Source organism: Arthrobacter sp. (assembly GCF_031179985.1).
Lineage (GTDB): Bacteria > Actinomycetota > Actinomycetes > Actinomycetales > Micrococcaceae > Arthrobacter.
Genome location: NZ_JAPSHJ010000003.1, coordinates 84,669 through 110,147, shown reverse-complemented (window position 1 = coordinate 110,147; position 25,479 = coordinate 84,669). Strand labels below are relative to the sequence as shown.

General features: G+C 61.2%; 23 protein-coding genes. 12 read left to right on the top strand and 11 right to left on the bottom strand.

What is annotated here, in order from left to right:
• Positions 1–33 precede the first annotated feature (33 nt).
• Complete coding sequence (locus RIN13_RS02615) at positions 34–744, top strand: hypothetical protein (protein ID WP_309105772.1); 711 nt, start codon at positions 34–36, stop codon at positions 742–744.
• 141 nt (positions 745–885) lie between these two features.
• On the opposite strand, the gene RIN13_RS02610 is transcribed toward RIN13_RS02615, so the two are convergent.
• A complete protein-coding gene (locus RIN13_RS02610) occupies positions 886–1,473 on the bottom strand; it encodes an AAA family ATPase (protein WP_309105771.1) in 588 nt (195 codons plus the stop codon).
• 301 nt (positions 1,474–1,774) lie between these two features.
• On the opposite strand from RIN13_RS02610, the gene RIN13_RS02605 reads away from it, so the two are divergent.
• From RIN13_RS02605 to RIN13_RS02585, 5 genes are all read left to right on the top strand, one after another.
• Positions 1,775–3,373 (top strand): aspartate aminotransferase family protein, encoded by a 1,599-nt coding sequence (locus RIN13_RS02605; RefSeq protein ID WP_309105844.1) that lies wholly within the window; start codon positions 1,775–1,777, stop codon positions 3,371–3,373.
• Positions 3,370–4,779 carry a lysine N(6)-hydroxylase/L-ornithine N(5)-oxygenase family protein gene (locus tag RIN13_RS02600; RefSeq protein ID WP_309105770.1) on the top strand — a complete coding sequence of 470 codons (1,410 nt, stop codon included), beginning with the start codon at positions 3,370–3,372 and terminating at the stop codon, positions 4,777–4,779. The genes RIN13_RS02605 and RIN13_RS02600 overlap by 4 nt, the downstream gene beginning before the upstream one ends.
• On the top strand, positions 4,776–5,336 hold the full coding sequence (locus tag RIN13_RS02595) for a GNAT family N-acetyltransferase (protein WP_309105769.1): 561 nt from the start codon (positions 4,776–4,778) through the stop codon (positions 5,334–5,336). Before RIN13_RS02600 ends, RIN13_RS02595 begins: the two co-directional genes overlap by 4 nt.
• On the top strand, positions 5,333–7,198 hold the full coding sequence (locus RIN13_RS02590) for an IucA/IucC family siderophore biosynthesis protein (RefSeq protein WP_309105768.1): 1,866 nt from the start codon (positions 5,333–5,335) through the stop codon (positions 7,196–7,198). Before RIN13_RS02595 ends, RIN13_RS02590 begins: the two co-directional genes overlap by 4 nt.
• A gap of 102 nt (positions 7,199–7,300) precedes the next feature.
• Positions 7,301–8,071, top strand: a complete 771-nt coding sequence (locus RIN13_RS02585) for an SDR family oxidoreductase (protein ID WP_309105767.1) — start codon at positions 7,301–7,303, stop codon at positions 8,069–8,071.
• 95 nt (positions 8,072–8,166) lie between these two features.
• On the opposite strand, the gene RIN13_RS02580 is transcribed toward RIN13_RS02585, so the two are convergent.
• A complete protein-coding gene (locus RIN13_RS02580; RefSeq protein WP_309105843.1) occupies positions 8,167–9,747 on the bottom strand; it encodes an MFS transporter in 1,581 nt (526 codons plus the stop codon).
• A gap of 598 nt (positions 9,748–10,345) precedes the next feature.
• On the opposite strand from RIN13_RS02580, the gene RIN13_RS02575 reads away from it, so the two are divergent.
• Both RIN13_RS02575 and RIN13_RS02570 read left to right on the top strand, forming a co-directional pair.
• Entirely contained in the window at positions 10,346–10,540 is a 195-nt protein-coding gene (locus tag RIN13_RS02575; RefSeq protein ID WP_309105766.1) for a hypothetical protein, read from the top strand.
• A gap of 96 nt (positions 10,541–10,636) precedes the next feature.
• The gene (locus RIN13_RS02570) at positions 10,637–10,897 is read left to right on the top strand and encodes a hypothetical protein (protein ID WP_309105765.1); all 261 of its coding nucleotides are present in this window, start codon (positions 10,637–10,639) and stop codon (positions 10,895–10,897) included.
• 134 nt (positions 10,898–11,031) lie between these two features.
• On the opposite strand, the gene RIN13_RS02565 is transcribed toward RIN13_RS02570, so the two are convergent.
• Positions 11,032–13,620, bottom strand: coding sequence for an ATP-dependent DNA ligase (locus RIN13_RS02565; protein ID WP_309105764.1), 2,589 nt, complete (start codon positions 13,618–13,620; stop codon positions 11,032–11,034).
• A gap of 40 nt (positions 13,621–13,660) precedes the next feature.
• Between RIN13_RS02565 and RIN13_RS02560 the strand changes: the two genes are divergently transcribed.
• Positions 13,661–14,689, top strand: a complete 1,029-nt coding sequence (locus RIN13_RS02560; protein WP_309105763.1) for a Ku protein — start codon at positions 13,661–13,663, stop codon at positions 14,687–14,689.
• Between the two features lie 50 nt (positions 14,690–14,739).
• Here RIN13_RS02560 and RIN13_RS02555 read toward each other — a convergent pair whose 3' ends face one another.
• The 7 genes from RIN13_RS02555 to RIN13_RS02525 all read right to left on the bottom strand — a co-directional run bounded on the left by RIN13_RS02555 (position 14,740) and on the right by RIN13_RS02525 (position 20,971).
• Positions 14,740–15,006 carry a Rho termination factor N-terminal domain-containing protein gene (locus tag RIN13_RS02555; protein WP_309105762.1) on the bottom strand — a complete coding sequence of 89 codons (267 nt, stop codon included), beginning with the start codon at positions 15,004–15,006 and terminating at the stop codon, positions 14,740–14,742.
• 2 nt (positions 15,007–15,008) lie between these two features.
• Complete coding sequence (locus RIN13_RS02550) at positions 15,009–15,608, bottom strand: SRPBCC family protein (RefSeq protein WP_309105761.1); 600 nt, start codon at positions 15,606–15,608, stop codon at positions 15,009–15,011.
• Between the two features lie 204 nt (positions 15,609–15,812).
• Positions 15,813–16,091, bottom strand: a complete 279-nt coding sequence (locus tag RIN13_RS02545) for an HPr family phosphocarrier protein (RefSeq protein WP_309105760.1) — start codon at positions 16,089–16,091, stop codon at positions 15,813–15,815.
• A 55-nt stretch (positions 16,092–16,146) separates the two neighbouring features.
• A complete protein-coding gene (locus tag RIN13_RS02540; protein WP_309105759.1) occupies positions 16,147–18,207 on the bottom strand; it encodes a fructose-specific PTS transporter subunit EIIC in 2,061 nt (686 codons plus the stop codon).
• Position 18,208: 1 nt separating this feature from the next.
• Positions 18,209–19,207 carry a hexose kinase gene (locus tag RIN13_RS02535; protein ID WP_309105758.1) on the bottom strand — a complete coding sequence of 333 codons (999 nt, stop codon included), beginning with the start codon at positions 19,205–19,207 and terminating at the stop codon, positions 18,209–18,211.
• Complete coding sequence (locus RIN13_RS02530; RefSeq protein ID WP_309105757.1) at positions 19,204–20,013, bottom strand: DeoR/GlpR family DNA-binding transcription regulator; 810 nt, start codon at positions 20,011–20,013, stop codon at positions 19,204–19,206. Before RIN13_RS02530 ends, RIN13_RS02535 begins: the two co-directional genes overlap by 4 nt.
• Before the next feature lie 250 nt (positions 20,014–20,263).
• Positions 20,264–20,971: a DUF4386 domain-containing protein gene (locus RIN13_RS02525; protein ID WP_309105756.1), complete on the bottom strand. Its 708-nt coding sequence runs from the start codon at positions 20,969–20,971 to the stop codon at positions 20,264–20,266.
• Positions 20,972–21,087: 116 nt separating this feature from the next.
• On the opposite strand from RIN13_RS02525, the gene RIN13_RS02520 reads away from it, so the two are divergent.
• Positions 21,088–21,804 carry a TetR/AcrR family transcriptional regulator C-terminal domain-containing protein gene (locus tag RIN13_RS02520; RefSeq protein ID WP_309105755.1) on the top strand — a complete coding sequence of 239 codons (717 nt, stop codon included), beginning with the start codon at positions 21,088–21,090 and terminating at the stop codon, positions 21,802–21,804.
• Between the two features lie 15 nt (positions 21,805–21,819).
• On the opposite strand, the gene RIN13_RS02515 is transcribed toward RIN13_RS02520, so the two are convergent.
• Positions 21,820–22,845: a LacI family DNA-binding transcriptional regulator gene (locus RIN13_RS02515; protein WP_309105754.1), complete on the bottom strand. Its 1,026-nt coding sequence runs from the start codon at positions 22,843–22,845 to the stop codon at positions 21,820–21,822.
• 186 nt (positions 22,846–23,031) lie between these two features.
• On the opposite strand from RIN13_RS02515, the gene RIN13_RS02510 reads away from it, so the two are divergent.
• Positions 23,032–23,967, top strand: a complete 936-nt coding sequence (locus RIN13_RS02510) for a dihydrodipicolinate synthase family protein (RefSeq protein ID WP_309105753.1) — start codon at positions 23,032–23,034, stop codon at positions 23,965–23,967.
• Between the two features lie 154 nt (positions 23,968–24,121).
• Positions 24,122–25,417: an Nramp family divalent metal transporter gene (locus RIN13_RS02505; protein WP_309105752.1), complete on the top strand. Its 1,296-nt coding sequence runs from the start codon at positions 24,122–24,124 to the stop codon at positions 25,415–25,417.
• Positions 25,418–25,479: the final 62 nt, after the last annotated feature.

Here is a 25,479-nt window from a genome sequence, read left to right as displayed (position 1 = left end):
GATGTTCTCTGGAAGTATCAGGTGGAGTAACCCTTGAACCACAAACTGCGTGTCACCGTTCGCGTTGATATTGACCCCGGACACGTAACCCTCCTCGTTACGGGTTGCCTTACACGGTCGAACTATCCGGTCCTGTTGCACATCATGCGGCGTGCCCGACAGCTTGCCAGCGGCTCTTTCCTCCAGATGGATCTGACCCAGTCCTCCCATCTGGACCTCGAAGTACTGGAGTACCTTCGGCACCTGGAGGGCAGGGAAACCGAAGCGAACGACAGGAGGGACGCGGATGACACCCGGTCCGCTCCCCCCGCATTCCAGCTGACGCTGACCGAGCCCGCGGAGCTGCCCGTCTGCCTGGTCCATGCGGGCGTGGACGGGGAGAGGATGGCCGGACTCGACGGCGAAATTCTTTCCGGGCTTGGAAGCGACGACATGCTGTCAATCAGTGAAGCCGCCTTCGGTGCGGTTTCCGCTATCTCCCATGTGGGCGATGCAAAGCCTGCCTGGGAGGGCGGAGTAAACCTCTCCTTCTACCTCGAGGGCACTCTCGAACCCGCGTCGACGGTGGCCGCCATGTCGGACGAAAGTCTGGCCGAACTGGCCGATGCCCTGTACCGGCATCTGGACACCCGCAAGCCATTCTTCGGTGCCCATACCTGGTATGACTTTGCTGCTGACGAGTTGCAGCGCCGGCATGCAGAGGGCTCAGCCACCCCGCCGCAAGACGAGCTCGCCATGGGCTAGGAACAGGACGTATGCCTGGCCGGGCCGGTTCGCTCTCCCTGTTTTGGTGCAGAGTTCGAGTTCTCCTGCGCCAAGCAGGACGCCGGCAACAAGTGGACGCTGTTGTGCAAGAGGAGCCGCCACCCAGGACATTGCAGGAAATTAGCGCGGACTTGCTGTCAGCACAGGCCGTCCTGCAGCGTGTACCTCCACGAGCTGCGACAGTGCTGCCAGTACTTCATCCGGGGTGCCGCTGGCATCGATTTTGAGGAAGTCTTCGTATTCCGGCAGCGACCGATAGGCAGCATCAAGGCTCCTCAGCTCCTCGAGCGATTCCGTATCAGTGCCCCGTGCCAGGACTCTCCGGAGTGCCTGCTCCGGATCAACAACCAGGTGCACCACCATGTCCGGCTTCGGAAGCATGCGCAGGAGGTAGGGCAGGAAGCGGCCTCGGGGAAGCCCTTTTGCCTGACGTAGCGCGAGCTGGCAGAACAGATGCCGGTCCATGACCACCAAGCCGCCGTAGTTCTTTGCCCGGGCATGGGAAACCAGCACATTGACCGTGCGGACAGTGGTTTCAACCGCGTCCGCCAGGCGTGCAGGGAAACGCAGTCCAGATCTATCCGCGAACAGCGACATCCGGCGCCGCCCAGCGTAGTTGCTCAGCAGCAGCGCTCCTCGATCCCGGGCCAGGGCTTGGGCGGCGGTGGTCTTTCCTGAGCCGTCAATTCCTGTAAGCACTATCAGCAAGCGGTTTTCCCTCCGTCATGAGTCATTAACCCTAACCTCCCGGCCTGCCCGAGTGGGTGTGATGTCGCAGGGCTAACACTCAACCGGCCGGCATGTGCCGAAGACGAAGCGGAATTTTGCCCTGATTTTGCCCGGCATAAAAGTCAATGACGGCTAAAGTAACCGCATTCCCCAGTGTGAAATGAATTACATCACATGAGTTTGACGTAAAGGTGATCCTAAGTAAGGCTTACCTTGCCCTGCCAGCCAACAATGCGATCAAAGGAAGACCACTGTGACGTTGCCGTCCCCTCTGGATGAAATGCCTGCCGACGTTCCGGCCAAGCCCGCTCAGGACTTTGGTTCCCGGGTCGAGCTGGCGCTTTCAGCCACAAATCAGCTCTTCAACGCCCGCAATTCGCCCCGGTATGTGGCTCAGGTCCTGCAGGGAGTCAATGCCGTCGCCACCAAACTGGACCGAACCACGCGGCCATTCACCGGCGTCCAGCCCGGAGAGTTGAAGCTGAGGGTGGACGGGGTGAACCTGGAGCAGCCTCTCCCGGATACTGCTGCCGCCCTTGAAGAACTGGAAGCGCTTTACCTGAGGGATGCGATCTACTTCCACGACGCCAAGTACGCTGCACACCTGAATTGCCCCGTTGTGATTCCGGCGCTGGTTGGTGAAGCGGTTCTGTCTGCGGTGAATTCCTCCATGGATACCTGGGACCAAAGCGCAGGGGCCACCATGATTGAACGGCGCCTCATCGACTGGGCTGCCGAACGATTGCAGCTGGGACCTGCAGCGGATGGAATCTTCACCTCCGGAGGCAGCCAGTCCAACTTCCAGGCGCTTCTGATCGCCCGCAACCATGCAGCAGCTGAGCTTCGTCAGAACGCAGAGGCCGGCGGAACCACAGCCCTGCGCCTTCCCGCTTTGCTCGACAGGATGCGGATTTTCACGTCGGCGGACAGCCACTTCAGTATTCGGAAGTCAGCTTCGATGCTGGGCCTCGGGTACGACGCCGTCGTATCCGTTCCCTGCGATTCCGGCCACCGCATGGATTCCACGGCTTTGGCCTCCGCTTTGGCGGAAGCGCACGACGCCGGACTGGTCCCCATGGCTGTTGTGGCCACTGCAGGGACAACTGATTTTGGCGCTGTTGACCCCTTGGCCGAATGCGCCGCGCTTGCCAGGGCCTACGGAGCCTGGTTCCACATTGACGCAGCCTACGGTGGCGGACTTATGGTGTCGGGGGCCTACCGACATCTTCTGGATGGAACAGGCCTCGCCGACTCGGTCACCGTCGACTTCCACAAAACGTTCTTCCAGCCGGTGAGTTCAAGTGCTCTGCTGCTTCGTGAGGCGTCCATGCTGGGCCACGTAACGTACTACGCCGACTACCTCAACCCGGAAAGCGCCGCACGCGCCGAAATTCCCAACCAGGTTGATAAGAGCATCCAGACCACGCGACGGTTCGATGCCCTCAAGCTGTGGCTCACCCTGCGGATCATGGGGGCGGATGCAGTTGGTGCGCTCTTCGATGAGGCGATCGACCTTGCTGCCCGGGTGGGGGAGGTGCTGGCAGAGGATCCCGATTTTGAACTGGCCGCCAAACCCCAGCTCAGCACTCTGGTGTTCCGCTACCGGCCACTCCTTGCCGATGCTTCGCGCCTCCAGGAAGATACGGCCGACATCCTCAACCAGGCCATCCGTTCAGCGGTGTTCGCATCGGGCAAGGCCGTGGTGGCCGGTACAACGGTGGCCGGCAGGCACTACCTGAAGTTCACGCTCCTCAACGCCGAGGCCACCCTTGAGGACATCGTGGAGATCATCAACCTCCTGCGGACCACCGGTGAAAAGCTGCTGCCCGATGTGCTCGCTGCCAACTCAGATGCATCGACGGCAGGGGTGCGCGCATGAACACGTCAACGCCTGGAGCCTTGAACCACACGAATCCAACTGGACGCATCTACGACTTCGTGGGGATCGGCGTCGGACCCTTCAACCTGGGGCTCGCCGCCCTGAGCGAGCCTGTTGAGGAACTTGACGGAGTGTTCCTCGAGCGCCGGGAATCCTTCGACTGGCATCCGGGCATGATGCTCGAACCCGCCCACCTGCAGGTGCCGTTCATGGCGGACCTCGTGACGCTGGCCGATCCGACGTCGCAATTTTCCTTCCTGAACTTCCTGAAGCAGACCGGGCGGCTCTACCGCTTCTATATCCGGGAAAACTTCTATCCGCTGCGCGCGGAGTACAACCAGTACTGCCAATGGGTTGCCGGGCAGCTCGAGTCTGTACGCTTCGGCACTGACGTCCGGGAGATCACGTACGACGACGGCGTGTACACCCTGTCGGTGAACGGTCCCCAAGGGCCCGAGGTGCTCCGGGCACGGCGGCTGGTGCTGGGGACGGGTACGTCACCTTACGTGCCGGAGTCCTGTGCAGCGGTGGTTAATGCCGGCGGACTTGTCCTCCACAACGCTGACTACCTGTTGAGGAAGAGTGAGCTGCAGTCAAAGGCCAGCATCACCATCGTGGGCAGCGGGCAGAGTGCAGCAGAAATCTACTACGAGCTGCTGCAGGAAATCGACGTCTACGGGTACCAGCTCAACTGGGTCACTCGCTCCGGCCGGTTCTTCCCGCTCGAATACACCAAGCTCACACTGGAAATGACGTCGCCGGAGTATGTGGATTACTTCCACGAGCTTCCGCAGGAGCAGCGGGACGGGCTGATCAAGAGCCAGAAGAACCTGTACAAGGGCATCAACTCCGAGCTCATCGACGCGATCTACGATCTCCTCTACACCAAGAGCCTGTCCGGGCTGGTGGACACACAGCTGCTGACTCATTCCGCGCTCACCGCGGCGGCATGGGACGCCTCGGCCACATCCCACACTCTGCAGTTGCGGCACGAGGAGCAGGGCCGGGACTACGCGCTGGAGACCGAGGCCGTGGTTCTCGCGACCGGCTACAGCTACCGCGAGCCCGGGTTCCTTGCCGGCATCCAGGAGCGGATCGAACGCGACGCCCGCGGCCGGTTCGCGGTGGACCGCAACTACAGCACCGGCGTCGAACCCGGCGAAATCTTTGTCCAGAACGCGGAGCTTCACACACACGGCTTTGTGACCCCTGACCTCGGCATGGCCGCATACCGCAACTCCTGCATTTTGCGGGAGATGACCGGCACTGAGGTGTACCCGGTGGAGCGGAGTATCGCTTTCCAGCAGTTCGGTGCGCCGGGGCAGGACGTGTCAGGGCAGGGGGCAGCAGCTGCGGCAGGTTCGGGTGCCGCGGGTCTGCCGGGAGCATTGGCGGCCCGGGGATGAGTTTCACTTTCCGTTGCCTCGATGCTGTCCACGACGCTCTATTGCTTCACAGCTGGGTCACCAAGCCCTATGCCTCATTCTGGGGAATGCTGACTGCCACCCTCGACGACGTTGTGGAGGAATACTCCAGAATCCAATCGAGCGGCCATCACCACGCGCTTCTGGGGCTCGACGGCGGGGAGCCTGCCTTCCTTATGGAGGAATACCAGCCGGAAGCATCACCCCTTGCTGCCGTATACGCAGTGCAACATGGTGACATCGGTATGCACCTCCTGGTGGCTCCGCCCCCAGGCCACCCGCGATCCGGTTACACCACTGCCGTCATGACGGCGGTATTGGAGCACCTCTTTCAGAAGCCTGGCATTGAGCGCGTGGTTGTTGAGCCGGATGCCAGAAACACCAAGATCCATGCACTTAATGAGCGGCTGGGCTTCCAACCGTCAGGTGTCGTGCACCTTCCGGATAAGCAGGCGCTGCTGAGCTTCTGCACCCGCGCGGACTTCCACGCCGCCCGAGACCTCATCGAACGCAACGACCTCCAGGGAGCCACCATATGAGCACCATTGAACTCGAATCCGTGTTGGCGGCAGGACATTCGGCCGCGCACCTTAAACCGGAACTGTGGGCAAAGGCCAACCGCCACCTGGTCCGCAAAGCGCTCGCCGAATTTTCGCATGAAAGAATCCTGTCCCCGGTTAAGGTCACCCCTGCCGACGATGAGGACGCCACAGGGGTAGGGACGGCGGACACCTACCGCCTCGTCAGCGACGACGGCCTTGCCGAGTACACGTTCAGGGCCCGGCTACTGAAGCTGGAGCACTGGTCCATTGACGGCGCCACCATCGCCTGCATCCGGAACGGCACTGAAGCAACCGTTGATGCCCTGACTTTCATCACCGAATTCCGGGACACCCTGGGTATCCGGGAAGAGATGCTGCCGGTGTATCTGGAGGAAATCAGCAGCACGCTCGCAAGCCATGCCTTCAAGCAATGGATCGGGCAGCCGTCCTCGGCCGAGCTTGCTGTTGGGGTTACGGGCGGAGCAAATCCGAGCATCGACTTCCAGGCGATTGAGCGGAGCATGACCGAGGGGCACCCCTGCTTCGTGGCCAACAATGGCCGCCTGGGGTTCGGCATTGCGGATTTCCGTGCGTTTGCGCCGGAAGCCGGGGCGCCCGTCCGGCTCGAGTGGATCGCGGTGCACCGAACCAAAGCGGTCTTCACTTCCAGCGAAGGGCTGGACTACCGCGAACACCTCGAGGCGGAACTGGGCAGCGATGCCGCCTTTTTTGACGCCGAACTCCGAAGCCAAGGCCTCGATCCGTCCAGCTACTTCCTGATGCCGGTGCACCCCTGGCAGTGGGAAAACAAATTGACCGTGACCTTCGCTGCCGAAATCGCGCAACAGCACATTGTGCATCTCGGGATCGGGGCCGACGACTATCAGGCCCAGCAGTCCATCAGAACCTTTTTTAACACAACTGAGCCGGAAAAATGTTATGTCAAGACGGCCATCTCTGTCCTGAATATGGGCTTCATGAGGGGTCTCTCGCCCTACTACATGAAGGCGACCCCTGCCATCAATGACTGGTTGCAGGAACTGATCACCGGCGACGAGGCGCTTCAATCGCGGGGGCTGGCCTTGATCAAGGAAGTGGCGGCCATGGGCTACCACAATGGCTATTACGAGGCCGCCTCGGCCAATGGCTCCCCCTACCGGAAGATGCTCTCGGCGCTGTGGAGGGAAAGTCCGCTTCCTTTGCTCAAGGACGGCCAGCAACTGACCACCATGGCTTCGCTCCTCCACGTGGACAATTCAGGAAAACCCTTCGTTTCTGCCCTTATCGGAAGATCCGGGCTTGCCCCGTCGGACTGGCTGCGCCGCTACTTCGAGGCCTATCTCGTCCCTCTGGTGCACTGCCTCTTCCGCTACGAGCTGGCATTCATGCCTCACGGCGAAAACGTCATCCTGGTGCTTGAGCGCGGGGTTCCGGTCCGCGCCATCATGAAGGACATCGCCGAGGAGATCGTGGTGATGGGCGAGAGGATGGAACTGCCGGAGGAGGTAAGCCGGGTCAAGGCTGACATCCCGGACGGCGAGAAGGTCCTGGCAATTTTTACCGACGTGTTCGACTGCATCTTCAGATTCCTCAGCGCTCTCCTGGAGGAAGATTCCGTGATGAGCCAGGAGACGTTCTGGCGCACAGCCGCCGAAGCCATCCGCGGCTATCAGGCGGAGCATCCGGAACTCGCGGACCAGTTCTCCAGGCATGACCTCTTTGCGGATGACTTTGAGTTCTCCTGCCTGAACCGCCTCCAGTTGCGGAACAACCAGCAGATGCTGGACATCTCTGATCCTTCAGGCGGACTCCAGATGGCGGGGCGCCTGAAGAATCCGCTGGCCGCCTTCGCAGGCTGATCAGCCGCATCATCCAGGAACGAGCGTCCGGGCCAAGGACTAGTGGTCCTTGGCCCGGCTCTGTCCCTGCCACAACTTAAGCCGCCCGGCTAGTCTGAGACCATGGGCATGCCAATAGGAACAACAGCATTGATCACCGGCGCCACTGCTGGCCTGGGTGCGGAGTTTGCCCGCCAGTTGGCCGAACAAGGACATCACCTCGTACTGGTGGCTCGGGACCGGGAACGGCTGAATGCTTCCGCTGCGGAGCTTGAGAATCTGTACAGCATCTCCACTGAGGTGATTGTTGCGGATCTTACGGAGGACGGCGGGGTGGCAGCCGTCGTCGAACGTTTGTCCAACGACGCGCGTCCCGTGGAGATCCTCGTCAACAACGCAGGGTTCGGGCTGCTCAAGTCATTTGAAGAGAATGACATTGAGGAGGAAAAGAAACACCTGAAACTGCTGGTGGAGACTCCTATGGTGCTGAGCCATGCTGCCTTGAAAGCGATGCTGAAGCGCGGCTCCGGAAAGATCATCAACGTGGCCAGCGTGGCCGCATTCCTTCCCCGGGGAACCTACTCTGCGGCCAAGGGCTGGCTTCTTGCTTTCAGCCGCTGGGCCAACCTCGCCTATTCGCCGCAGGGCATCACCGTCACTGCCGTCTGCCCCGGCCTGACCCACACTGAGTTCCACGACCGGATGGACATGGACAAGTCCGTGGCCCCTCGGTGGATGTGGCTGCACCCCGACCGGGTAGTCCGTGAGGGCCTGGCCGCGAGTGAGCACGGCAAGGCGGTTTGGATCCCCTCCAAGAGGTACCGGTTCATGATGGCAGCGGCACAAGTATTGCCGGCGCGGCTGACGACGGGACCCCCTCGAAGGGCTAGATAGGGCACTGGTTAACGAAGTAGGCCCGCTTTGGGTGCTTCCCCCAAGCGGGAGCACGCAGAGCGGGCCTATCAGTTTTGATCAGACGCCTGTTGCTATCAGACGCCTGCCGGGACCTTCTCCGGCTCCTGCTCTGACGTCGGAGCGTCGAACGGCAGATCATCGAGGTCGATGAGTGGGTTTTCGTCCTGAGTTGCAACCAGCTCCTTGGCTTCAGCCACGGTGTCCACGCTGGGCATGGATCCCGGCAGGGGGCGCTGGGCGGACTCCTTCAGGAAGTAGATCGCCACCGCACCTACGGCCGACGTAACCATCAGGTAGTACGCCGGCATCATGTCGTTGCCAGTGCCCTTGATGAGCGCTGCGACGATAAAGGGCGTGGTCCCACCGAAAATGGCCACAGCGAAGTTGTACGCGATTCCCATGGCTCCATATCGGCTGGCAGTGGGGAACTGCGCCGGGAGAGCCGAGGCAAGGTTGGCCACGTAGAACGCCACCGGGAAAGCGATCAGGGACAGGCCAGCGAGTGTCGACCAAGTTTCCCCGATTCCGATCAGCAGAAACGCCGGGGTAGCCAGGACTACTGTGCTGAGGGCGCCGATCCACAGCACCGGACGGCGTCCAATGCGGTCGGACAGCTTCCCCGTCAGCGGAATGCACAGGCTCATGATCACCAGGACCGGAATGGTCAGCAGCGTCCCATGGACGGGGTCATAGCCCTTGGACTCCGTGAGGTAGGTGGGCATGTAGGAGGTCAATGCGTAACCGGCCGTGTTTGCGGCGGCAACCAGGATCATGGCAACTATGAGCGAGCGCCAGTAGGCCTTCACAATTCCGAACGGACCCTTGCCTGCATCCGGGGTAGCGGCGTCCGGATCCTGCGCCAATGATTCCTGGGCATCCAGCGTGGCCTGGAACTGAGGAGATTCCTCAATCTTGTTCCGGAAGTAGATAGCGATAAGACCCAGCGGTCCGGCGACCAGGAACGGTATCCTCCAGCCCCATTCCTCCATGGTGGACTGACCAAGAGTCAGTTGAAGGACGGATACCAATGCGGCGCCCAAGGCGAAACCCAGGTAACTGCCCATGTCCAGGAAGCTCGCGAAGAACCCGCGGCGCTTGTCCGGGGCGTATTCGCTCACGAACGTGGTTGCGCCGGCGTATTCGCCGCCGGTGGAGAAGCCCTGCACGAGCTTCAGGATCACAAGAAGGGCAGCGGCCCAGATGCCGATCTGCGCATACCCCGGCAGCAGTCCCACGGCGAACGTGCTTGCCGCCATGAGCATCAGGGTTGCTGCGAGTACCTTCTGCCGGCCGATCTTGTCCCCAAGCCAACCAAAGACAACTCCGCCCAGCGGGCGTGCAATGAAGGTGGCGGCGAAGGTTCCGAGCAGGAACAGTGTCTGGACTTCGGCGTCGGCCTCTGGCAGGAAGACCGGACCCATGGTGGTGATCAGATAGCCGAACACGCCGACGTCGAACCATTCCATGGTGTTTCCAACGATGGTGCCGCCGAGTGCTTTTTTGAGCATCGGCTGGTTCACTACGTTGACGTCGGACTCCTTGAGCCGTCGACGCAGTATCAGCTTTTTCCTTACACCTGTTGGTGCGATGTTGTTGGTTCCGCTGGCGGTTGTAGCGCCTGCTGAAGAGTCGGTCATGCTTCGGTCATTGGGCATTTGGGCAACTCCCGTGGAGGTCATTTGCTTGCGACTTGTAGCTGCCCCGCTCTGGGCAGGCCTTCAATTTTACGCGATGTCTATGGCTTTTCCGATTTCGGTGCCGTAAACTCGTGCTTTTAAGCATCGATTACAGGCAAATATCAGGCATATTTGTGGCCGCTTCTGACGTATGCTGGTGCGGATTTTTCCCGGTTCGCCCTCAACGGTTCAAACTTTTTTGAGAATCGCCGTCAAACACAGCATCAGTCCACCATTTGCGGTCAAAGCCGGCGAAAGCAAGGGCTAGGAGGGCGTCCCGAATTGGTTCCGGTTCCGGGGTTCACAAGTTGTCAGATTATTGTTTATGGTTGAGCCATGGGAACACTGATTTTTGAGTAGCCAGGCCGGTCGTCTTCCATCGAAGGTATCGATGGTACGACCGCCGCGTAACCACCAAAAACTCTGCGCTTGAAGAGACCACTCCTTCGCGTCGTTCCCGTTCTTGATGCTCTGTCATCGACCATTCTCCCCAGGGGCTTTTCCTGCGTGGGGTATCCGGGTCCACGCGGTACCAAGGGGCTACGGTCTGCCGAGGGCGCCTGGAAGGAGACAAACCATGAGCAAGCAAAAGGATTCCGGCAAGGAGCAGGACCGCTCCAAGGGCATCAAGTCCAAGCTGACAGAGGCCCAGAAGGAGATGCTGGCCAGTAAATCGCGGGGCGGAACAACGTCCCAGAGTATCGGTCACAACCACAAGCCCACCCACACGAGCGGAAAACAGGGGCCCGTCGAGAAGAAAGTCCGCTGGTAGGTACAGCATTCCTGGCAGCAAGAGCTACAGCATCTAAGCAGTTCTGGCACGTCTGACGCTGGATGTGCGTTTCATTTCATCGTGGAAGGAAGAGCAATGGCTGAACAGCAGGCTGAACAAGAAATCAAAGCCGACATCGCGGAGCACCTGGTGGCCTCTATGAATAAGGTACCGCTTTCCGAACCGGCGCCACTCGGACTGGCCAAGGTCCCAGGCACAGGACCGCAGTGGCCGGCCGGGAACGGCAAGCGCCGCCACGCCAAGGAGAGAGGCAACGGCCACGGGCGTATGGGCCAAGGGGCGGCCGTGACTGCCATCCACAGGACCAGCAGGCCGCAAATGCCGCACTCCTCCTAGCGTCCGCGGGACACGGAAATAACCTGAGGACGCGCAAACGGTCTGGCGACACGCAAATATCGGTGTCGCCAGGCCGTTTGCGCATCCCGCGACCGTTTGCGCATCCCAGGACCATTTGAGCGTCTTCAGCAGCGCTAGAAAGCCACCGCCTCCATCACCACGTCCTCGGGTTCCTTGTCCAGCCGCCAGCCACGCCAGACGGGGTGCCTCAACTTTCCGCTGCTGGTCCATTCTCCATAGGTCACTTCCCCCACCAGCCCGGGCGTGACCCAGTGGGCGCCGGTGGCGTCGGCGGCCGGAATCTCGGTGAACGGCGAGCTTTTCCGTGAGATTGTCTCCAGTCGTTGCCGCAACTCCTCAAGCTCGCGGGTGCTGAAGCCGCTTCCGACGCGACCCACGTACCGCAGCGAGGAGCCCTCAGGGATGCCAAGGAGCAGCGAACCGATCGAGTTCCTCCGTGACCCGTTTCCCGGCCGCCAGCCACCCACCACTACTTCCTGGGTGCGCTCCACCTTGATCTTGAGCCAGGATTTGCTCCGCTGGCCGGTGACATACCGGCTGCCCGATCTCTTGGCCATGACACCTTCCAGGCCCAGTTCCCGTGCGCTCTCCAGGATGTGTCTGACGTCGTCGTCAATAACATCAGAGAGGTACACCGGGCAGTCGGACGGGTGGTAGAAGCGATCCAGCCGCTCCCGCCGTTCATGCCATGGGCGCCGACGGAGGTCTTCGCCGCCGTGGACCAGCAGGTCGAACAGCATCAGCCGCACCGGCGTCGCCTTTTGCGCCCTGCGGACGTCGGCAGGCTTGGTGAGTTTCATGCGGGACTGCAGCAGCCCGAAGTCAGGTCTTCCTGAAGGTCCGACGGCGATGATCTCGCCGTCCGCCACAAAGTCACCCGGCGGCCACCATTCCCGGACAACGAGCTCCGGGTAGCTTGCCGTCATGTCGTTGCCATTGCGGCTGATGAGTTTGATCCTGCTTTCCCCACCGATCACCAGTGCCCGTACGCCGTCCCATTTGAGCTCAAACCGCCAGTGGCTGTCACTCAGATCAGCGACAGTACCCGCTGTGGCCAGCATCGGGGTGAGACTGTCGACGTCGGGCGGGGGATCGGCCTTTGGCGCGGGAGCAGGACGACCTGTAGACGGGGGATCAGTAGCCGGCTCAACCTCCTCGTCAGGGAAGGACCTGCGGGGGTGGTGCGATTTGCGGCCGGGGTCCATCAGGTGGATCAGCCACTGCCCCTGGCTGTCCTTGTCTTTTCCGGTGTTGATGAGGGCGAACTTCCGCGTGCCGACCAAATTGCCGCCCTCTGACCCGGTAAGGGTGACAATGACCTCCTTGCCGGCAATCCATTTCTCGCATTCGTACGTGCCATGATCCCAAATGGTGACGGATCCGGCACCGTACTGCCCCTTCGGAATGGTCCCCTCGAAGGTCGCATAGTCCATCGGATGGTCCTCCGTCTGGACCGCCAGATGATTCTTATCGCTCGATGTGGGCACGCCCTTCGGCAAGGCCCAGGAAACCAGCACGCCGTCGCGCTCCAACCGGAAATCGAAATGCAGCCGGCTGGCGTGGTGCTCCTGGATCACGAAGATCTCCCGTGGCGTTCCACCCTGGTCGGCCGAAGCCCGATGCTGGTCGGCGGCAAAGGGCTCGGGGGTTTCGCCTGGGTCCCTCATGGAGCGGTACTTTTGGAGCCGGGGATCGGCGGTTCCGCCGTCGTGTTCACCCCGTTCGCCTTCGCCCCTTTCACCTTCGGCGCTATCTGCGGAACTTTCGACGGCGGTGAAGGTTCCATGAGAGCTGCTTACTTGGTGGTGGCCGGCTATGGCGGAAATCGGAGCAAAGGGATCCTTGCCGTCCTTGACCCGCCGCATGACCTCCTCGTACTCGAGCTGGCGTAATGAAGGCGAGGTGAGCTCGCGCCATGTCCTGGGCGCAGCGACAGTGGGGTGGTGGCGGCCGCGGAGGGAGTAGGGCACGATCGTGGTCTTGGCAGCGTTGTTTTGGCTCCAGTCCACCAGGACCTTGCCGGTGCGGAGCGTTTTTTTCATGTCGCTGACGGCAAGTTCCGGATGGTCCGCTTCCAAAGCACGCGCCAGTTCCTTTGCAAACGCTGAGATCTGTTCGGAACTCTGACTGCCGTCCAGTCCTGCATACAGGTGGATGCCCTTGCTGCCGCTCGTCACGGGCACCGGATCCAGTCCAACATCCCTGAGGATAACGCGGGCGAGCTTGGCAACTTCGACGCACTCAGCAAGGCCCGCACCCTCCCCGGGGTCCAGGTCCAGCACCATCCGGTCCGGCGGCAGGGGATCCCCGTGGGAGTCAATCCGCCACTGCGGCACGTGGATCTCCAAGGACGCTATTTGGGCCAGCCAGGTCAGGGTGGCGGGATCGTTGACCAACGGATACTGGATTGTGCGGTCCTTGTGCGTGATGGAGGCCCGGGGTATCCAGCCGGGAGCGGACTCCTCCAGGTTCTTCTGGAAAAATACCTCGCCGGGCTCCTCCGCCGTTCCTACTCCGTGGACCCACCGTTTCCGCGTGACAGGCCTGTTTTTCCCGGCAGGGATAAGGACGTGGGCCACCGCTGCGTAGTACGCCAGGACGTCCGCCTTGGTGGTGCCAGTCTCCGGGTACAGCACTTTGTCCAGGTTAGTGACCACCAATTCGCGTCCGCCCACCCGGACACGTTCCCTGCTACCGGCCATAGGGCTTCACCTCCGCCCCAGTCTGATGTTCACTTGATCCATGAGAGCCATCTGGAAAGGCGCCATCGCGTTTGGACTGGTGAACGTCCCGGTCAAGGTATACAGCGCCACTGAGGACCATGACATCAGTCTGCACCAAGTTCACAATGCCGACGGCGGACGGATCCGCTACCAGCGTCGCTGTGAGGTGTGCAGCGAGGTCATTGACTACGCGGACATCGAAAAGGCCTACGAAGAGGGCGGCCGCACAGTCATTCTCACCCGCGACGAGATGAAAGCCATTCCGGCAGAAAACAGCCACGAGATCGAAGTGGTTGAGTTTGTGCCGTCCGAACAGATGGACCCGATCATGTTCGAAAAGAGCTACTACTTGGAGCCAGACTCGAAATCTCCAAAGGCGTACATGCTTCTGCGGCGGGCACTCGAGGACACAGACAGGGTTGCCATCGTCCAGTTCGCACTCCGCGACAAGACCCGCCTTGGAGTATTGCGCATCCGGGACGATGTGCTGATGCTCCAGTCCCTGCTCTGGCCGGACGAGGTCCGTGAAGCAAAGTTTCCGTCGCTGGACGCCAGCATCAAGATTTCCTCGCAGGAACGGGAAATGTCGGCCGCCCTTGTCGAATCCATGGCAGGCGACTTTGAGCCGGAGCGCTTCACCGACGACTACCAGGAGCAATTGCGCCAGCTCATTGAAGCCAAGCTTGAACAGGGCGAATCGCTGGATACCGAGGAAACCTTTGGAGTAACGGCCGACGAAGCGGGCAAGGGCGAGGTCATCGACCTGATGGAGGCCCTCAAGCGGAGCCTGGACAAGAAGCGCGGAAGCGGGGATGAGAAAACTGCCAAGTCCACGGCGAGTAAGTCGAGTGACACAAAAGCGACAGCGACCAAGTCCACCGCCACCAGGTCCAGCAGTACAAAGTCGGCTGCCAGCAAGTCGACCGCTGCAAAGTCGACGGCGACCAAGTCCACCGGTGCGGCCAAGTCCACCGCCAGGAAGGCGCCTGCCAAGAAGCAGGAAGCCGAAACCGCTACGGAGACCAAGAGCAGGCGAAAGGGCGCCTGAGACGCAGGTCCGATGGAGGCACTCCCGATCGCGGGAATCCATCGCCGCGATCAGGAATTTCTGAGCGCTGAAATGAGCTCGCTTTTCTTCTTGCTTGAGTAGCCCGTCAAGCCGATTTCCTTGGCCTTCGCTTTCAGCTGCGCAACCGTCCAATCGTCGTAGTCACCGGCTTTGCCGCCTTTTTTCCCCACGGACGAACGGCCGTTATTGGCCGCCGCATTGGAGATCCTGGCTGCCTTTTGCTTCGAGGCGCCTTCCTGCCGAAGCTCTTCGTAGAGCCTGGGATCTTTAACACTCGGATTCTTCTTCTCAGGCATCGCTACCTCGGATCTACGGGCTCGTCGTCGTCAATGATGGGATCGGTGCCGGCCGGACGCCCGGGCGAGGGAACCGCCGAGGGGATAACAGCCGGAGTGCTTGACGGAATGCCGGAGGCCGCCGTTTCAAAGGGCGGATCATCAACCTCCCCTTGCTCCACAGTGGACCGCCAGGCCCCTGTTTCTATACCCCTGGACTCAATAAATTCCTTGAAGCGCTTGAGATCGGCGTTCACCTGGCGGCTGTCTACCCCAAGGGCAGAACCAGTCTTCTCGGCCAGGCCTTCGGGTTCCCAGTACACTTCCACGTTCACTCGGGTCCTTTGATCTTCCAAGGGTTCAAAAGTGACGGTGCCGGAATTGCGCGGCTTGTCCGTGCTGACCCAGGTGATACGCCGGTCCGGGAGCTGCTCCGAGATCTTGGCATTGTATTCACGCTTCACACCGGCTATGTCGGTTCGGAAGCGAAGTGAGGTCTCATCAAGCTGCTCTACGGATTCGACACCGCTCATAAACTTCGGGAACGTTTCGAACTGGGTCCACTGGTTATAGGCGGTGGTTACGGGTACTTCCACCTCGATGCTTTCATGCAAAGTTGCCATGGTGTTTTCCTCCCTAGGTTTCCACGCTAGTTGGGCTCCTAAGCAAAAACAAGCAATTTTAGTAAGGAAGCTTATCGGTTTAGGCTCCCATGATCGCAGCAAAAAACCGTGGCCGACCCCCTGCTGCAGCCTTTCCGTTGAGGGGAAAAGTCTGCTTTTGCGGGGGACCGGCCACGGTTTTAGAAGCGGCTGCTTCCGGTGCTGCTACTCGGCGTCGTGATCCGTTTCCAGGATCTGGACCAGCTGGTCCAGGGCAGCATCTGCGCCGTCACCGTCAGCGCGCAGGACCACAACGTCACCGTGGGATGCTCCCAGGCTCATGAGCGACAGGATGCTGGCTGCGTCCATGGCTTCGTCTGCGGGCTCGCCTTCACGTGCGATAGTGATGTCGAGGTCGAACTCCCCGGCGGCCTCGGCGAAGATGGCGGCGGGGCGGGCGTGCAGGCCGACACGGCTGGCGACGGTTGCGGTACGTTCTGGCATTTCTGCTCCTTGCATTGCTGTACGGGGATTCTGTTGGTGAAAGTTTTCAGACGGATCAGACAGTTACGGGAACCTTCTCCACCGTATCAACGGGTTCCCGGACGGCCCAGCGCTTGAGCGCCAGGACTGCGAGGGCGCTGACGACGGTGCCCACGACGATGGCGATGATGAACATCGCCAGGTTGCCTATGGCGAAGAAAACGAAGATGCCGCCGTGAGGTGCCTGTGACGTGACCCCTGTTGCCATTGTGAGCGCGCCTGTGATGGCACCACCGATCATGCTTGCGGGGATAACGCGCAGAGGATCGGCTGCGGCGAAGGGGATGGCGCCTTCGGAGATGAAGGATGCTCCAAGCAGCCAAGCAGCCTTGCCGTTCTCCCGCTCGGCCAGGCTGAAGCGCTTCTTGTCCAGCACGGTGGCCAGAGCCATCGCCAGCGGCGGAACCATTCCAGCTGCCATAACTGTTGCCATGATCTGCCAGGGGGCCTGGTTGTCGATACTTCCGGCGCTCAGTCCCGCGACAGCAAAGGCGTAGGCAACCTTGTTAACCGGGCCGCCGAGGTCGAAGCACATCATGAGGCCGAGGATGACACCCAGGATCACCGCGGATGCGCCGCCCATACCGGACAGCCAGGTGTTCAAGCCATCGGTCAGGAGCTTAATCGGGCCGCCGAGGAAGAGGAACATCGCGCCGGAGGCAACAATCGAAGCGAGCAACGGAATGATGACTACCGGCATCAGGCCGCGCAGCCAGCGCGGCACAGCCCATGATCCGATGACGTGAGCGACGTAGCCCGCGAGGAGGCCACCGACGATTCCTCCGAGGAAGCCTGCACCCATGAACCCGGCAACGGCACCGGCAACGAAGCCGGGCGCGATACCTGGCCGGTCAGCAATGGCGTAGGCAATATAGCCGGCCAGTGCGGGCACCAGGAAGCCCATTGACAGGGCGCCGATCTTGAAAGCAACGGTCCCAAGATATAAAGCAAGATCCCCGTTGGGGAGGTTAAAGAGTGAGTTGGCCGCCAGGATGTCGTTGGCCTTCGTGCCCAGCGCGATGTCGAAACCGGCAAGCAGGAAGCCCAGAGCGATCAGCAGACCGCCACCAGCCACGAACGGGATCATGTAGCTGACGCCCGTAAGGAGAGCCTTCTTCAGCTTCTGGCCGATGTGCTCGCCCTTTTCCATCTCGGCGTTCTGGGCCTGCTCTTCGGCACCGAAGTGCGGAACACGGCGCGCGTTGGGGTTGTCCGCCGCAGCCAGTGCCTCCTGGACCATCTTCCCTGGCTCGTCGATGCCCCGCTTGACGGGAGCGTTGATGACAGGCTTTCCTGCAAACCGTTCCTTGCCGCGGACGTCAACATCGACGGCGAAGATCACGGCGTCGGCAGCGGCGATGACCGCGGGGTCAAGCGGCTTGGCGCCTGAGGAACCCTGGGTTTCCACCTGCAGGTCCACGCCCACTTCCTTAGCCGCGGCCACGAGGGAATCCGCGGCCATGTAGGTGTGGGCTATGCCGGTGGGGCAGGCGGTCACAGCCACAAGCCGCTTGACGCCGTTCCCGGCAGCGGGGGCGTCCGCGGTGACGGGAGCAAACCCTGCAGATTCGCCTGAGGTCCCGGCAGTAGCGCCGGCAGCTGCAGTGGCCGCATGTGCTGCAGGCTTGTCGGCTACAGCCCCCTCAACCAGCTCGACGATTTCCGCTTCGCTGGAAGCTGCGCGGAGTGCGCCGGTGAAGTCCTTTTTGATCAGGGACCGGGCGAGCTTGGAAAGGAGCTTGAGGTGCTCCTGGTCCGCTCCGTCAGGAGCCGCAATGAAGAAGATGAGGTCGGCGGGGCCGTCCTTCGCGCCGAAGTCCACGGGTTGGGAGAGCCGGGCCATCGCGAGCGTAGGGACCACAACGGCACCTGAGCGGCAGTGCGGAATGGCGATACCGCCCGGCACTCCGGTTGCTGTCTTCTGTTCACGGGCAAAGGCGTCAGCAAAGAGTCCCTCAACCTCAGTGGCGCGTCCGGTTGCAGCAACTTTGCTGGCGAGGTGCCGGATCACATCCTCGGGCGTATTGCCCAGATCGTGGTCAAGAATGACCAATTCGGTGGTGATGAGCTGAGTCATGTCAGTCCTTCCGGAGGGCCGTGATGGTTACGGCATCGGGGGTGGTTTGGTGGACTGCCGGAACTGTGGAGCCCGGCAGGGAAGCGGCGGCGGCACCGTGTGCCACAGCCTGACGCAGGCAGTCGGCGGGAGCCGCGCCTCGGCTGGAAGCGAGCAGATAACCTGCGAGCGAGGAATCCCCGGCGCCGACAGTACTGACGGCCTTGACCGGCGCATGGGTAGCCAGCCACGCGCCGTCGGGCGTTACAAGAACCGCGCCCTTGGAGCCCAAGGTGGCAAGAACAGCACCCACCCCGGAACGGACGACGGCGGCAGCCGCGTTTGCTGCTGCCAGCGGATCCGCTTCAAGTTCCTCGGCAGAAACTACTGTTGAGAAGCCGGCTGCTGCGGCCAGTTCCGCAAGTTCCTCAGCGTTGGGTTTGAGAAGGTCCGGCTTTCCGGAGATGCCGCCGTTTTCATCCCCGGATATGGCAGCGCTCAGTGGTTCACCAGAGGAGTCGACGGCGATGCGGGGGGCATCATGGCCGTTACTCATGGAACGGAGCCGCCGGGTGACGGTGGCATAGAAGTCGGCAGGGACTCCGGGTGGGAGGGAGCCAGCCAGAACGACCCAGGTGGCACCCTGGGAACGTTCCAGCAGCAGCCCGATCAGGGCCTCCTGCTGTTCGGCGTTCAGTTCAGGGCCGGGTTCGTTGATTTTGGTCGTCACACCGCCTGGTTCGGTCAGTGCCACGTTGGTCCGCAACGGCTCGCCGATGGCAAGCGCGGCAAAAGGAACACCGCCATCCCGTAGTCCTGCCAACACGGGATCCCCGTCGCCGCCCGGAAGTATGGCGATGGTTTCGAGTCCGGAAGAAACCAATGCACGGGAGACGTTTACGCCCTTCCCGCCGGACTCCTGGCTTACGGAAACTGCTCGCTGGACTTCCCCGCGTTCCAAGGGTGATGGCAGCGCCACGGTGCGGTCCAGGCTGGGATTGGCTGTAAGGGTGACAATCATGCGATCACCACCTCTACACCGGCTTCGGCCAAGGCCGCTGCCAGTTCCGGGCTGGGTTCACTGTTTGTAATCAAGGTATCCAGATCTTTCAACGAAGCGAACTGGACCAGGGTCTCTGCATCCAGCTTGGACGAATCAGCCAACACAACGATCCGGCGGGCCGATTGGACGAAGGCAGCCTTGGCGGCGGCTTCTTCAGGATCGGGAGTGCTCAACCCGAAGGCTGCGTGTATTCCATTGGTGCCGATGAAGGCGATGTCGGGACGAATCCGTTGCGCCCCCTCCACTGTTGACTGGCCCACTGCAGCCTGGGTTAGTCCGCGCACGCGGCCTCCCAGGATCTGGAGGGCAATTCCGGGTTCTCCGGCAAGCTTTCCCGCGATGGGAATTGCGTTGGTGATAACCACGAGTTCGTTGCCATTCGCCACGGCCGGGGCCGAAGACGGATCAGACATCCGAAGAGCGAGAAGATCCGCCAGGGCTTCCGTTGTGGAGCCGGCGTCCATCAGGATGCTTCCCGAAGGGCCTTCCGGAACGAAGCCCAAAGCAGCCTCCGCGATCCTGAGTTTTTCCGGTTGCTTCTGCACCGTACGAACCAGGATGCTCTCCTCGGTGGTGCTGAATCGATCGGCGGCAACTGCTCCGCCGTGGACGCGACGCAGGCTTCCAACCGATTCAAGGGCCGCAAGGTCCCTGCGGACGGTTTCGGTGGTGATGCTGAACCGCTCCGCCAAATCAGTGACGCTGGCCCTGCCGCTCTCAGCAACAAGCCCTGCGATCAGCTGCTGGCGCTCTTCAGCAAACACTTACCCTCCATTGCGTACAGGTCGATTACTGCGAAAAGCTGAGAGTGCCAGTCCCAGACGATGTTTCCTTGGTGCTCGTGACAGGCATCACACCCATGTTGAATACTTTGACTTTATCTTTGATCGTGTTGGTTTGTCAATGAAAAACCACATAAACAAAGATCGACAAAGAAGGGCCGTCCTCCTTCGCTTGACTTGCTCAGCGAAGGAGGGCGGCCCCCTTTCTGTCGGACAGAGGTGCGATGCTCGGTTAGACCTTCAGTGCGGGAGCCGGGTGGGCACTTACGCCAGCCTGGACCACTGGCTTGAAGCCCTTTGCTATGAAGTAGACGGCAAGGCAGATTTCCCAGGCGAAGATGGGCACGGCGCCAATTCCTGCCCACACTGAAACCTGCTCATAGGCGCCGAACATCTGGGCGGTCCCGGACGCGAAGACCAGCGGGCCGCCAATCAGCCCGAGTATGGAGATGAACCTGGGTACGAGGGCGGAACGGTGCAGCAGGTAGGCGAGTAGCACGGTGTTGGTTCCGCAGATCAGGCTTGGCCCGATCAGGAAGGCCCAGCTGTTGAAGGCAGCAAGGGCGCTGGCGAGAGGGATGGAGTCGGCGCCGGGCATGCCCGTTAGATCCTGCCGCAGCGTCACAATAGTAAGGAGGGGGATTGCTCCCACGGCTATGACTCCGGCCTCAAGGGTGCGAAGTGTCACATACGCGAGCGCGAGGCCCTCGTTCTTGCGCTTGATTACGGGGTAAAGGGCCACACCGGTTCCGACAATCGTGAGGGCCAGGACCACTTCAAGGAGGGCGCCCAGAAACACCTGGCTGTCCTGGCCCCCTCCATTGATATAGGCGGGATTGCTGAGAACGGGCAGGTAGAGGGCGCGTGCCGTGATTGAGCTGATGTGGGTGGCGAGGAAAAGGATGCCGGCAGCCAGGGCGATTCTTCGGGTTGAAATCATTTTCGTCTCTCCTGCAGTGAAAGGTGTACGGCGTACACCAGCAATGCCTACGACGATAGGTGTACGTTGTACACTTGTCAACAGGTAGACCTGGAGCTCCAACGGAAGGTGGTCACTTGGCCCAGACGGGAAATTCGGGGCGCCGCGCGCCGCTGAGCAGGGAGCGCGTCCTGCATGCCGCCGTCGCCCTCGCTGATGAAGCGGGAGTTGAGTCGCTCAGCATGCGTAAGCTCTCCCAAAAGCTGGATGTTGTGCCGATGGCGCTCTACAAACATGTGGCGAACAAGGAAGAGCTCCTGGATGGCATGGTGGAGGTTATCGTCAGCGAGATCGACACCCGCGTCCGGGACGAAAACTGGAAGGAAGCAGTACGGCTGCGGATCCTCTCCGCCCGTGAAGCCATGCTGCGCCACCGTTGGGCATCCCAGGTGGTCGAGTCCCGCACCCATGCGCCGCCGGTGGTGCTCGAATACATGGATTCGCTGATCCGGCTCTTTCGGGCGGGGGGACTTTCGGCCGACCTTACCCACCACGTGATGCACGCTCTCGGGAGCAGGATGTGGGGATTCACCCAGGAGGTGTTTCCCACGCCGCCCCCACCTGCGGATCCTGAAGAGCGGGCAGCTCTGTTCCACCAGGTAGCAATGCAGTATCCCTACATTATCGACATTGCCACGGCCGGGTCTCACGAACAGGAAACGGCAGTCGGCACTGGATGCGACGACCAGTTCGAGTTCGAGTTTGCCCTGAACCTCCTCCTTGACGGCTTTGAGCGGCTCCATCAGCAGAACTGGACGAGTGGCGCCACGCCAGATGCCCGCGCTATGGGCTAGCTACGGGTGACCGCTTCATTGAAAATGCTTAGGTGGTCCGCTTGATTCGCGCGGTATCAGGGTCGGCATCGACTTCCGTATGAGCGGTTCTTTGCCGGGGCTGACGATGAGGTCGATAGCAGTGGAGGCGATCTGATCGAGAGGCACGCGCACTGAGGACAACGGGGTTGAGAGCCTGGCCGAGAGGGGGGTGTCGTTGTAGCCAACCAGTGCCAGGTCCTGCCCCACCGTGATCTGGAAACGATGGGCAGCTGCAATGACTCCCATGGCTATGTTGTCGTTGGCCGCGAAAATTGCAGTAGGTCGTTTGTCGATTTTCTTACCCAGCAGAGATTCCGCGGCTGAGAACCCGTTCTCAATCCCATAGCCGGCTGCCAGCATCCACTGCTCACGGGGATCAATCCCTGCCTCCGCCAGGGCCCTCCGGGCGCCTGCCAGGCGTGCGATTGCACTGGATGTAAATGAGGGGCCGGTGACTACAGCTATGTCGCGATGCCCGAGGTCGATCAGGTGCCGAACGGCCAGATATCCGCCGACTTCGTCGTCGCCGACTGCTGACGGGCTGACTCCGTCGGTTCGCAGGACGAGGGCGTGCGCTACGCCACGCTCCCGCAGGAGGCGTGGAAGCTGGTCATCGAGCCGGGCGGTGGCGAGGATCAGTCCATCCACGTTCCGGTCCAAAAGGGTTTCCGCCGCGCGTCGTTCGTCTTCGGAGTCATCGCCGCTGGTCGCCACCATGGCGAAGTAGCCGCGGTCCGATGCTGCCCGCTCTATTTCCTCGAACATTAGCGCCATGACGGTATCGCTAAGGCGCGGGACCAGTACTCCCAGAGTCCGTGTCTCGCCGCGGCGCAAACTCGATGCGAATGAGTTCCGCCGATAGCCGAGTTCCTCTGCGACTTTTCGAACATGCGCTGCGGCGGCGGAGCGCGAGGCGGTGCCGCGTTCGTCAAGAGCCCGGCTTGCAGTGGAAAGACTCACGCCGCTGGCTGCTGCAACGTCCCTGAGGGTGACGTTTGTGCTTGGGGCGGATGGTTCCATGCGCATTCTCCTGTTAAAGACGGTCCTAGGAGACACTCTATTTCCTCTTTTCAAAAATCAGCCCTTGACAGTGACGCGGACCACGTCGCACAATGAAAACGTTCCTGAAAACGTTCCCGCAAACGTTCTCATCCACGTTGCACCCCTAGTGCGGGACTACGAATGACAAGACAGAGGTAGTTCAAAATGACCATCGATCTTCGCGGGTTGGTTCCCGCTCCAGTAACCCCTTTCACCCGGGACGGAAGCGTCGACGTCGAGGCAATCCACCGGCTCGGCGCTTGGCTCGCCAGCGTTGATGGCGTCAAGGGCCTCGTCGTCCTTGGGCACGCTGGTGAGGGAACCTTCCTGACTCAAGACGAGCAGGCGCTCGTGATCTCCGCGTTCCGTGATGCCGTGAACGGCAGCGTGCCGATCATCGCCGGCATCACAGGCGAGGGCAACAAAGTCGCTGCCCTCGAGGCGAAGCGGGCAGTCGATGCCGGCGCAGCTGCAGGCTTGGTATACCCCTCGCACGGGTGGCTGCGCTTCGGATACCAGCAGGGTGCACCGCAGACCCGCTACACGGAAATTTACGAGACTTCCGGCCTTCCATTGATCCTGTTCCAATACCCCGATGCCACGAAGGCCACTTACGACCTCGAGACCCAGCTGGAGATTGCGGGCCAGGAAGGCGTTTTTGCTACCAAGAACGGTGTCAGGAACATGAAGCGCTGGGACACCGAGATCCCGGTCCTGCGGGCAACCTACCCGGACCTGCAAATTCTCACCTGCCACGACGAGTATCTGCTGCACACCATGTTTGACGTTGACGGCGCGCTGGTCGGATATGGCGGACTCGCCCCCGAACCGCTGGTGGAGCTGATCGCCGCCGGCAAGGCAAAGGACTACGCTGCGGCGCGGGCAATCCATGACCGCCTGCTTCCGGTGACAAAAAATGTCTACCACCGCGGATCCCACATGGAAGGCACAGTGGCCCTCAAGGAAGGACTCGTGGCCCGCGGGATTCTTGAGCACGCAACCGTCCGACCGCCGCTGCTTCCCCTGGCTCCAGGTGCCAGTGACGAAATCGGCCTGGCCCTTCGGTCGGCCAATCTGGGCAACGTCACCGTTCCCGCCTGATCTCAGTCCCAACACCCCTAACGCGAGAAGGCACTTCACGGCAGTGCTGACGCCCAGCATTGCCGCGAAGTGCCATCTCGGCGAAGAACCTTTCGGTCTCCACCATCGGTCAACGACGACCCCCAGCAACGCCGCTGGAGAAGGAGGACTCGCAATGAGCGAGCAGAATAAGACCATCCACCCCCTGGATAAAAGAGGTCAGATGGTCACCCACGAGGACAACGCCGCTCCGGCCGTACCAGCCAAACGCCGGACGTTCCTTGGTTACCTTGCGCTTATGGGTCCGGCCTTTGTGGTGGGAGCCTGGCAGTTCGGACCCGGCAACCTCACTACCGCCGTCCAGGCCGGCAGCCGGTTCGACTACACCCTTGTCTGGGTCATTGCAGTATCCACCGTCCTCATGATCTTCTTCACCGACATGAGCGTCCGGCTGGGCATTGTTACACCCACCTCGCTGATCACCTCCATCAAGGAACACCTCGGTAAGTGGGTGGGCGTCATGGCAGGATTTGGCGTCTTCGGAATCACGCTGATGTTTTCAGTCGGGAACGCCGTTGGATCGGGCTTGGGGCTGTCCCTGATCTTCGGCGGTTCACCTGTGCTCTGGACGGTGGTCTGCACTGCCGCCGTCGGGTTCGTCCTTGCCTTCAGGAATGTCTACGGAATCATTGAAAAGGCCTTGTTGGTTATCGTTGCCCTCATGGCGGTGGCGTTCGTTGCCAGCGCTGTTGTCGCGCAGCCCGACTGGTACAGGTCAATGGAAGGAATGGTTCCGCAGTTGCCAGCCGGAAGTGAAATCCTTATCGTGGCGCTGGTAGGCACCAACTTCTCGATCAACGCTGCGTTCTATACCTCCTACGGTGTCAAGGAACATCGCCGCAGCCGGGCCGACTACCGCGACATCACCCTCGTCGATACGATCCCCGGCATCGTAGCCCCCGGCATCATGACAGCACTCGTCATCATCGTTGCCGCCTCGGTTTTGGGCAAGACGGGGGCGGAAGCGGGAACCATCAACGCCCTCGCCTCAGTTTTTGCGCCCCTGGCCGGCCCTGTGGGTTCCATACTCTTCGCACTTGGCCTCTCAGGTGCAGCATTTTCCTCGATGATCGCCAATGCAACCGCCGGCGGCACCATGCTCTCTGACGCCCTCGGCCGGGGTGCCAAGGCAGGATCGACGACGGCGCGCGTCGTCACCGGAATCATCCTGGCGTTCGGCCTGGTCATCACGCTCTTGTTCCAGTCCTCGCCAGTAGGCCTGATTGTTATTGCCCAGTCACTGACCGTCCTCATTGCACCCATGCTGGGCATTCTGCTCTTCATCATGAGCAACAAGCCCGAGCTGATGGGCAGCCTTCGGAACCGCTGGTGGCACAACCTCCTCGGCGCTATCGGCCTTATCGCTATCGTGGCCTCATCCGTGAGGCTCATCACCACTCTGCTCAGCTAATAAGCACAAAAAGCAAAGGCAATGCCCCTGCAAAGCGGGGCATTGCCTTTGCTCCGACCTTG

What these genes read in the sequence shown, in the direction of transcription:
- RIN13_RS02575 (WP_309105766.1), top strand. Translation starts at nt 10,346, where the DNA reads ATGAGCAAGCAAAAGGATTCCGGCAAGGAGCAGGACCGCTCCAAGGGC.
- RIN13_RS02565 (WP_309105764.1), bottom strand. Translation starts at nt 13,620, where the DNA reads ATGGCCGGTAGCAGGGAACGTGTCCGGGTGGGCGGACGCGAATTGGTG.
- RIN13_RS02595 (WP_309105769.1), top strand. Translation starts at nt 4,776, where the DNA reads ATGAGTTTCACTTTCCGTTGCCTCGATGCTGTCCACGACGCTCTATTG.
- RIN13_RS02510 (WP_309105753.1), top strand. Translation starts at nt 23,032, where the DNA reads ATGACCATCGATCTTCGCGGGTTGGTTCCCGCTCCAGTAACCCCTTTC.
- RIN13_RS02525 (WP_309105756.1), bottom strand. Translation starts at nt 20,971, where the DNA reads ATGATTTCAACCCGAAGAATCGCCCTGGCTGCCGGCATCCTTTTCCTC.
- RIN13_RS02605 (WP_309105844.1), top strand. Translation starts at nt 1,775, where the DNA reads ATGCCTGCCGACGTTCCGGCCAAGCCCGCTCAGGACTTTGGTTCCCGG.
- RIN13_RS02585 (WP_309105767.1), top strand. Translation starts at nt 7,301, where the DNA reads ATGGGCATGCCAATAGGAACAACAGCATTGATCACCGGCGCCACTGCT.
- RIN13_RS02600 (WP_309105770.1), top strand. Translation starts at nt 3,370, where the DNA reads ATGAACACGTCAACGCCTGGAGCCTTGAACCACACGAATCCAACTGGA.
- RIN13_RS02545 (WP_309105760.1), bottom strand. Translation starts at nt 16,091, where the DNA reads ATGCCAGAACGTACCGCAACCGTCGCCAGCCGTGTCGGCCTGCACGCC.
- RIN13_RS02540 (WP_309105759.1), bottom strand. Translation starts at nt 18,207, where the DNA reads ATGACTCAGCTCATCACCACCGAATTGGTCATTCTTGACCACGATCTG.
- RIN13_RS02580 (WP_309105843.1), bottom strand. Translation starts at nt 9,747, where the DNA reads ATGCCCAATGACCGAAGCATGACCGACTCTTCAGCAGGCGCTACAACC.
- RIN13_RS02560 (WP_309105763.1), top strand. Translation starts at nt 13,661, where the DNA reads ATGAGAGCCATCTGGAAAGGCGCCATCGCGTTTGGACTGGTGAACGTC.
- RIN13_RS02590 (WP_309105768.1), top strand. Translation starts at nt 5,333, where the DNA reads ATGAGCACCATTGAACTCGAATCCGTGTTGGCGGCAGGACATTCGGCC.
- RIN13_RS02535 (WP_309105758.1), bottom strand. Translation starts at nt 19,207, where the DNA reads ATGATTGTCACCCTTACAGCCAATCCCAGCCTGGACCGCACCGTGGCG.
- RIN13_RS02515 (WP_309105754.1), bottom strand. Translation starts at nt 22,845, where the DNA reads ATGGAACCATCCGCCCCAAGCACAAACGTCACCCTCAGGGACGTTGCA.
- RIN13_RS02550 (WP_309105761.1), bottom strand. Translation starts at nt 15,608, where the DNA reads ATGGCAACTTTGCATGAAAGCATCGAGGTGGAAGTACCCGTAACCACC.
- RIN13_RS02555 (WP_309105762.1), bottom strand. Translation starts at nt 15,006, where the DNA reads ATGCCTGAGAAGAAGAATCCGAGTGTTAAAGATCCCAGGCTCTACGAA.
- RIN13_RS02570 (WP_309105765.1), top strand. Translation starts at nt 10,637, where the DNA reads ATGGCTGAACAGCAGGCTGAACAAGAAATCAAAGCCGACATCGCGGAG.
- RIN13_RS02505 (WP_309105752.1), top strand. Translation starts at nt 24,122, where the DNA reads ATGAGCGAGCAGAATAAGACCATCCACCCCCTGGATAAAAGAGGTCAG.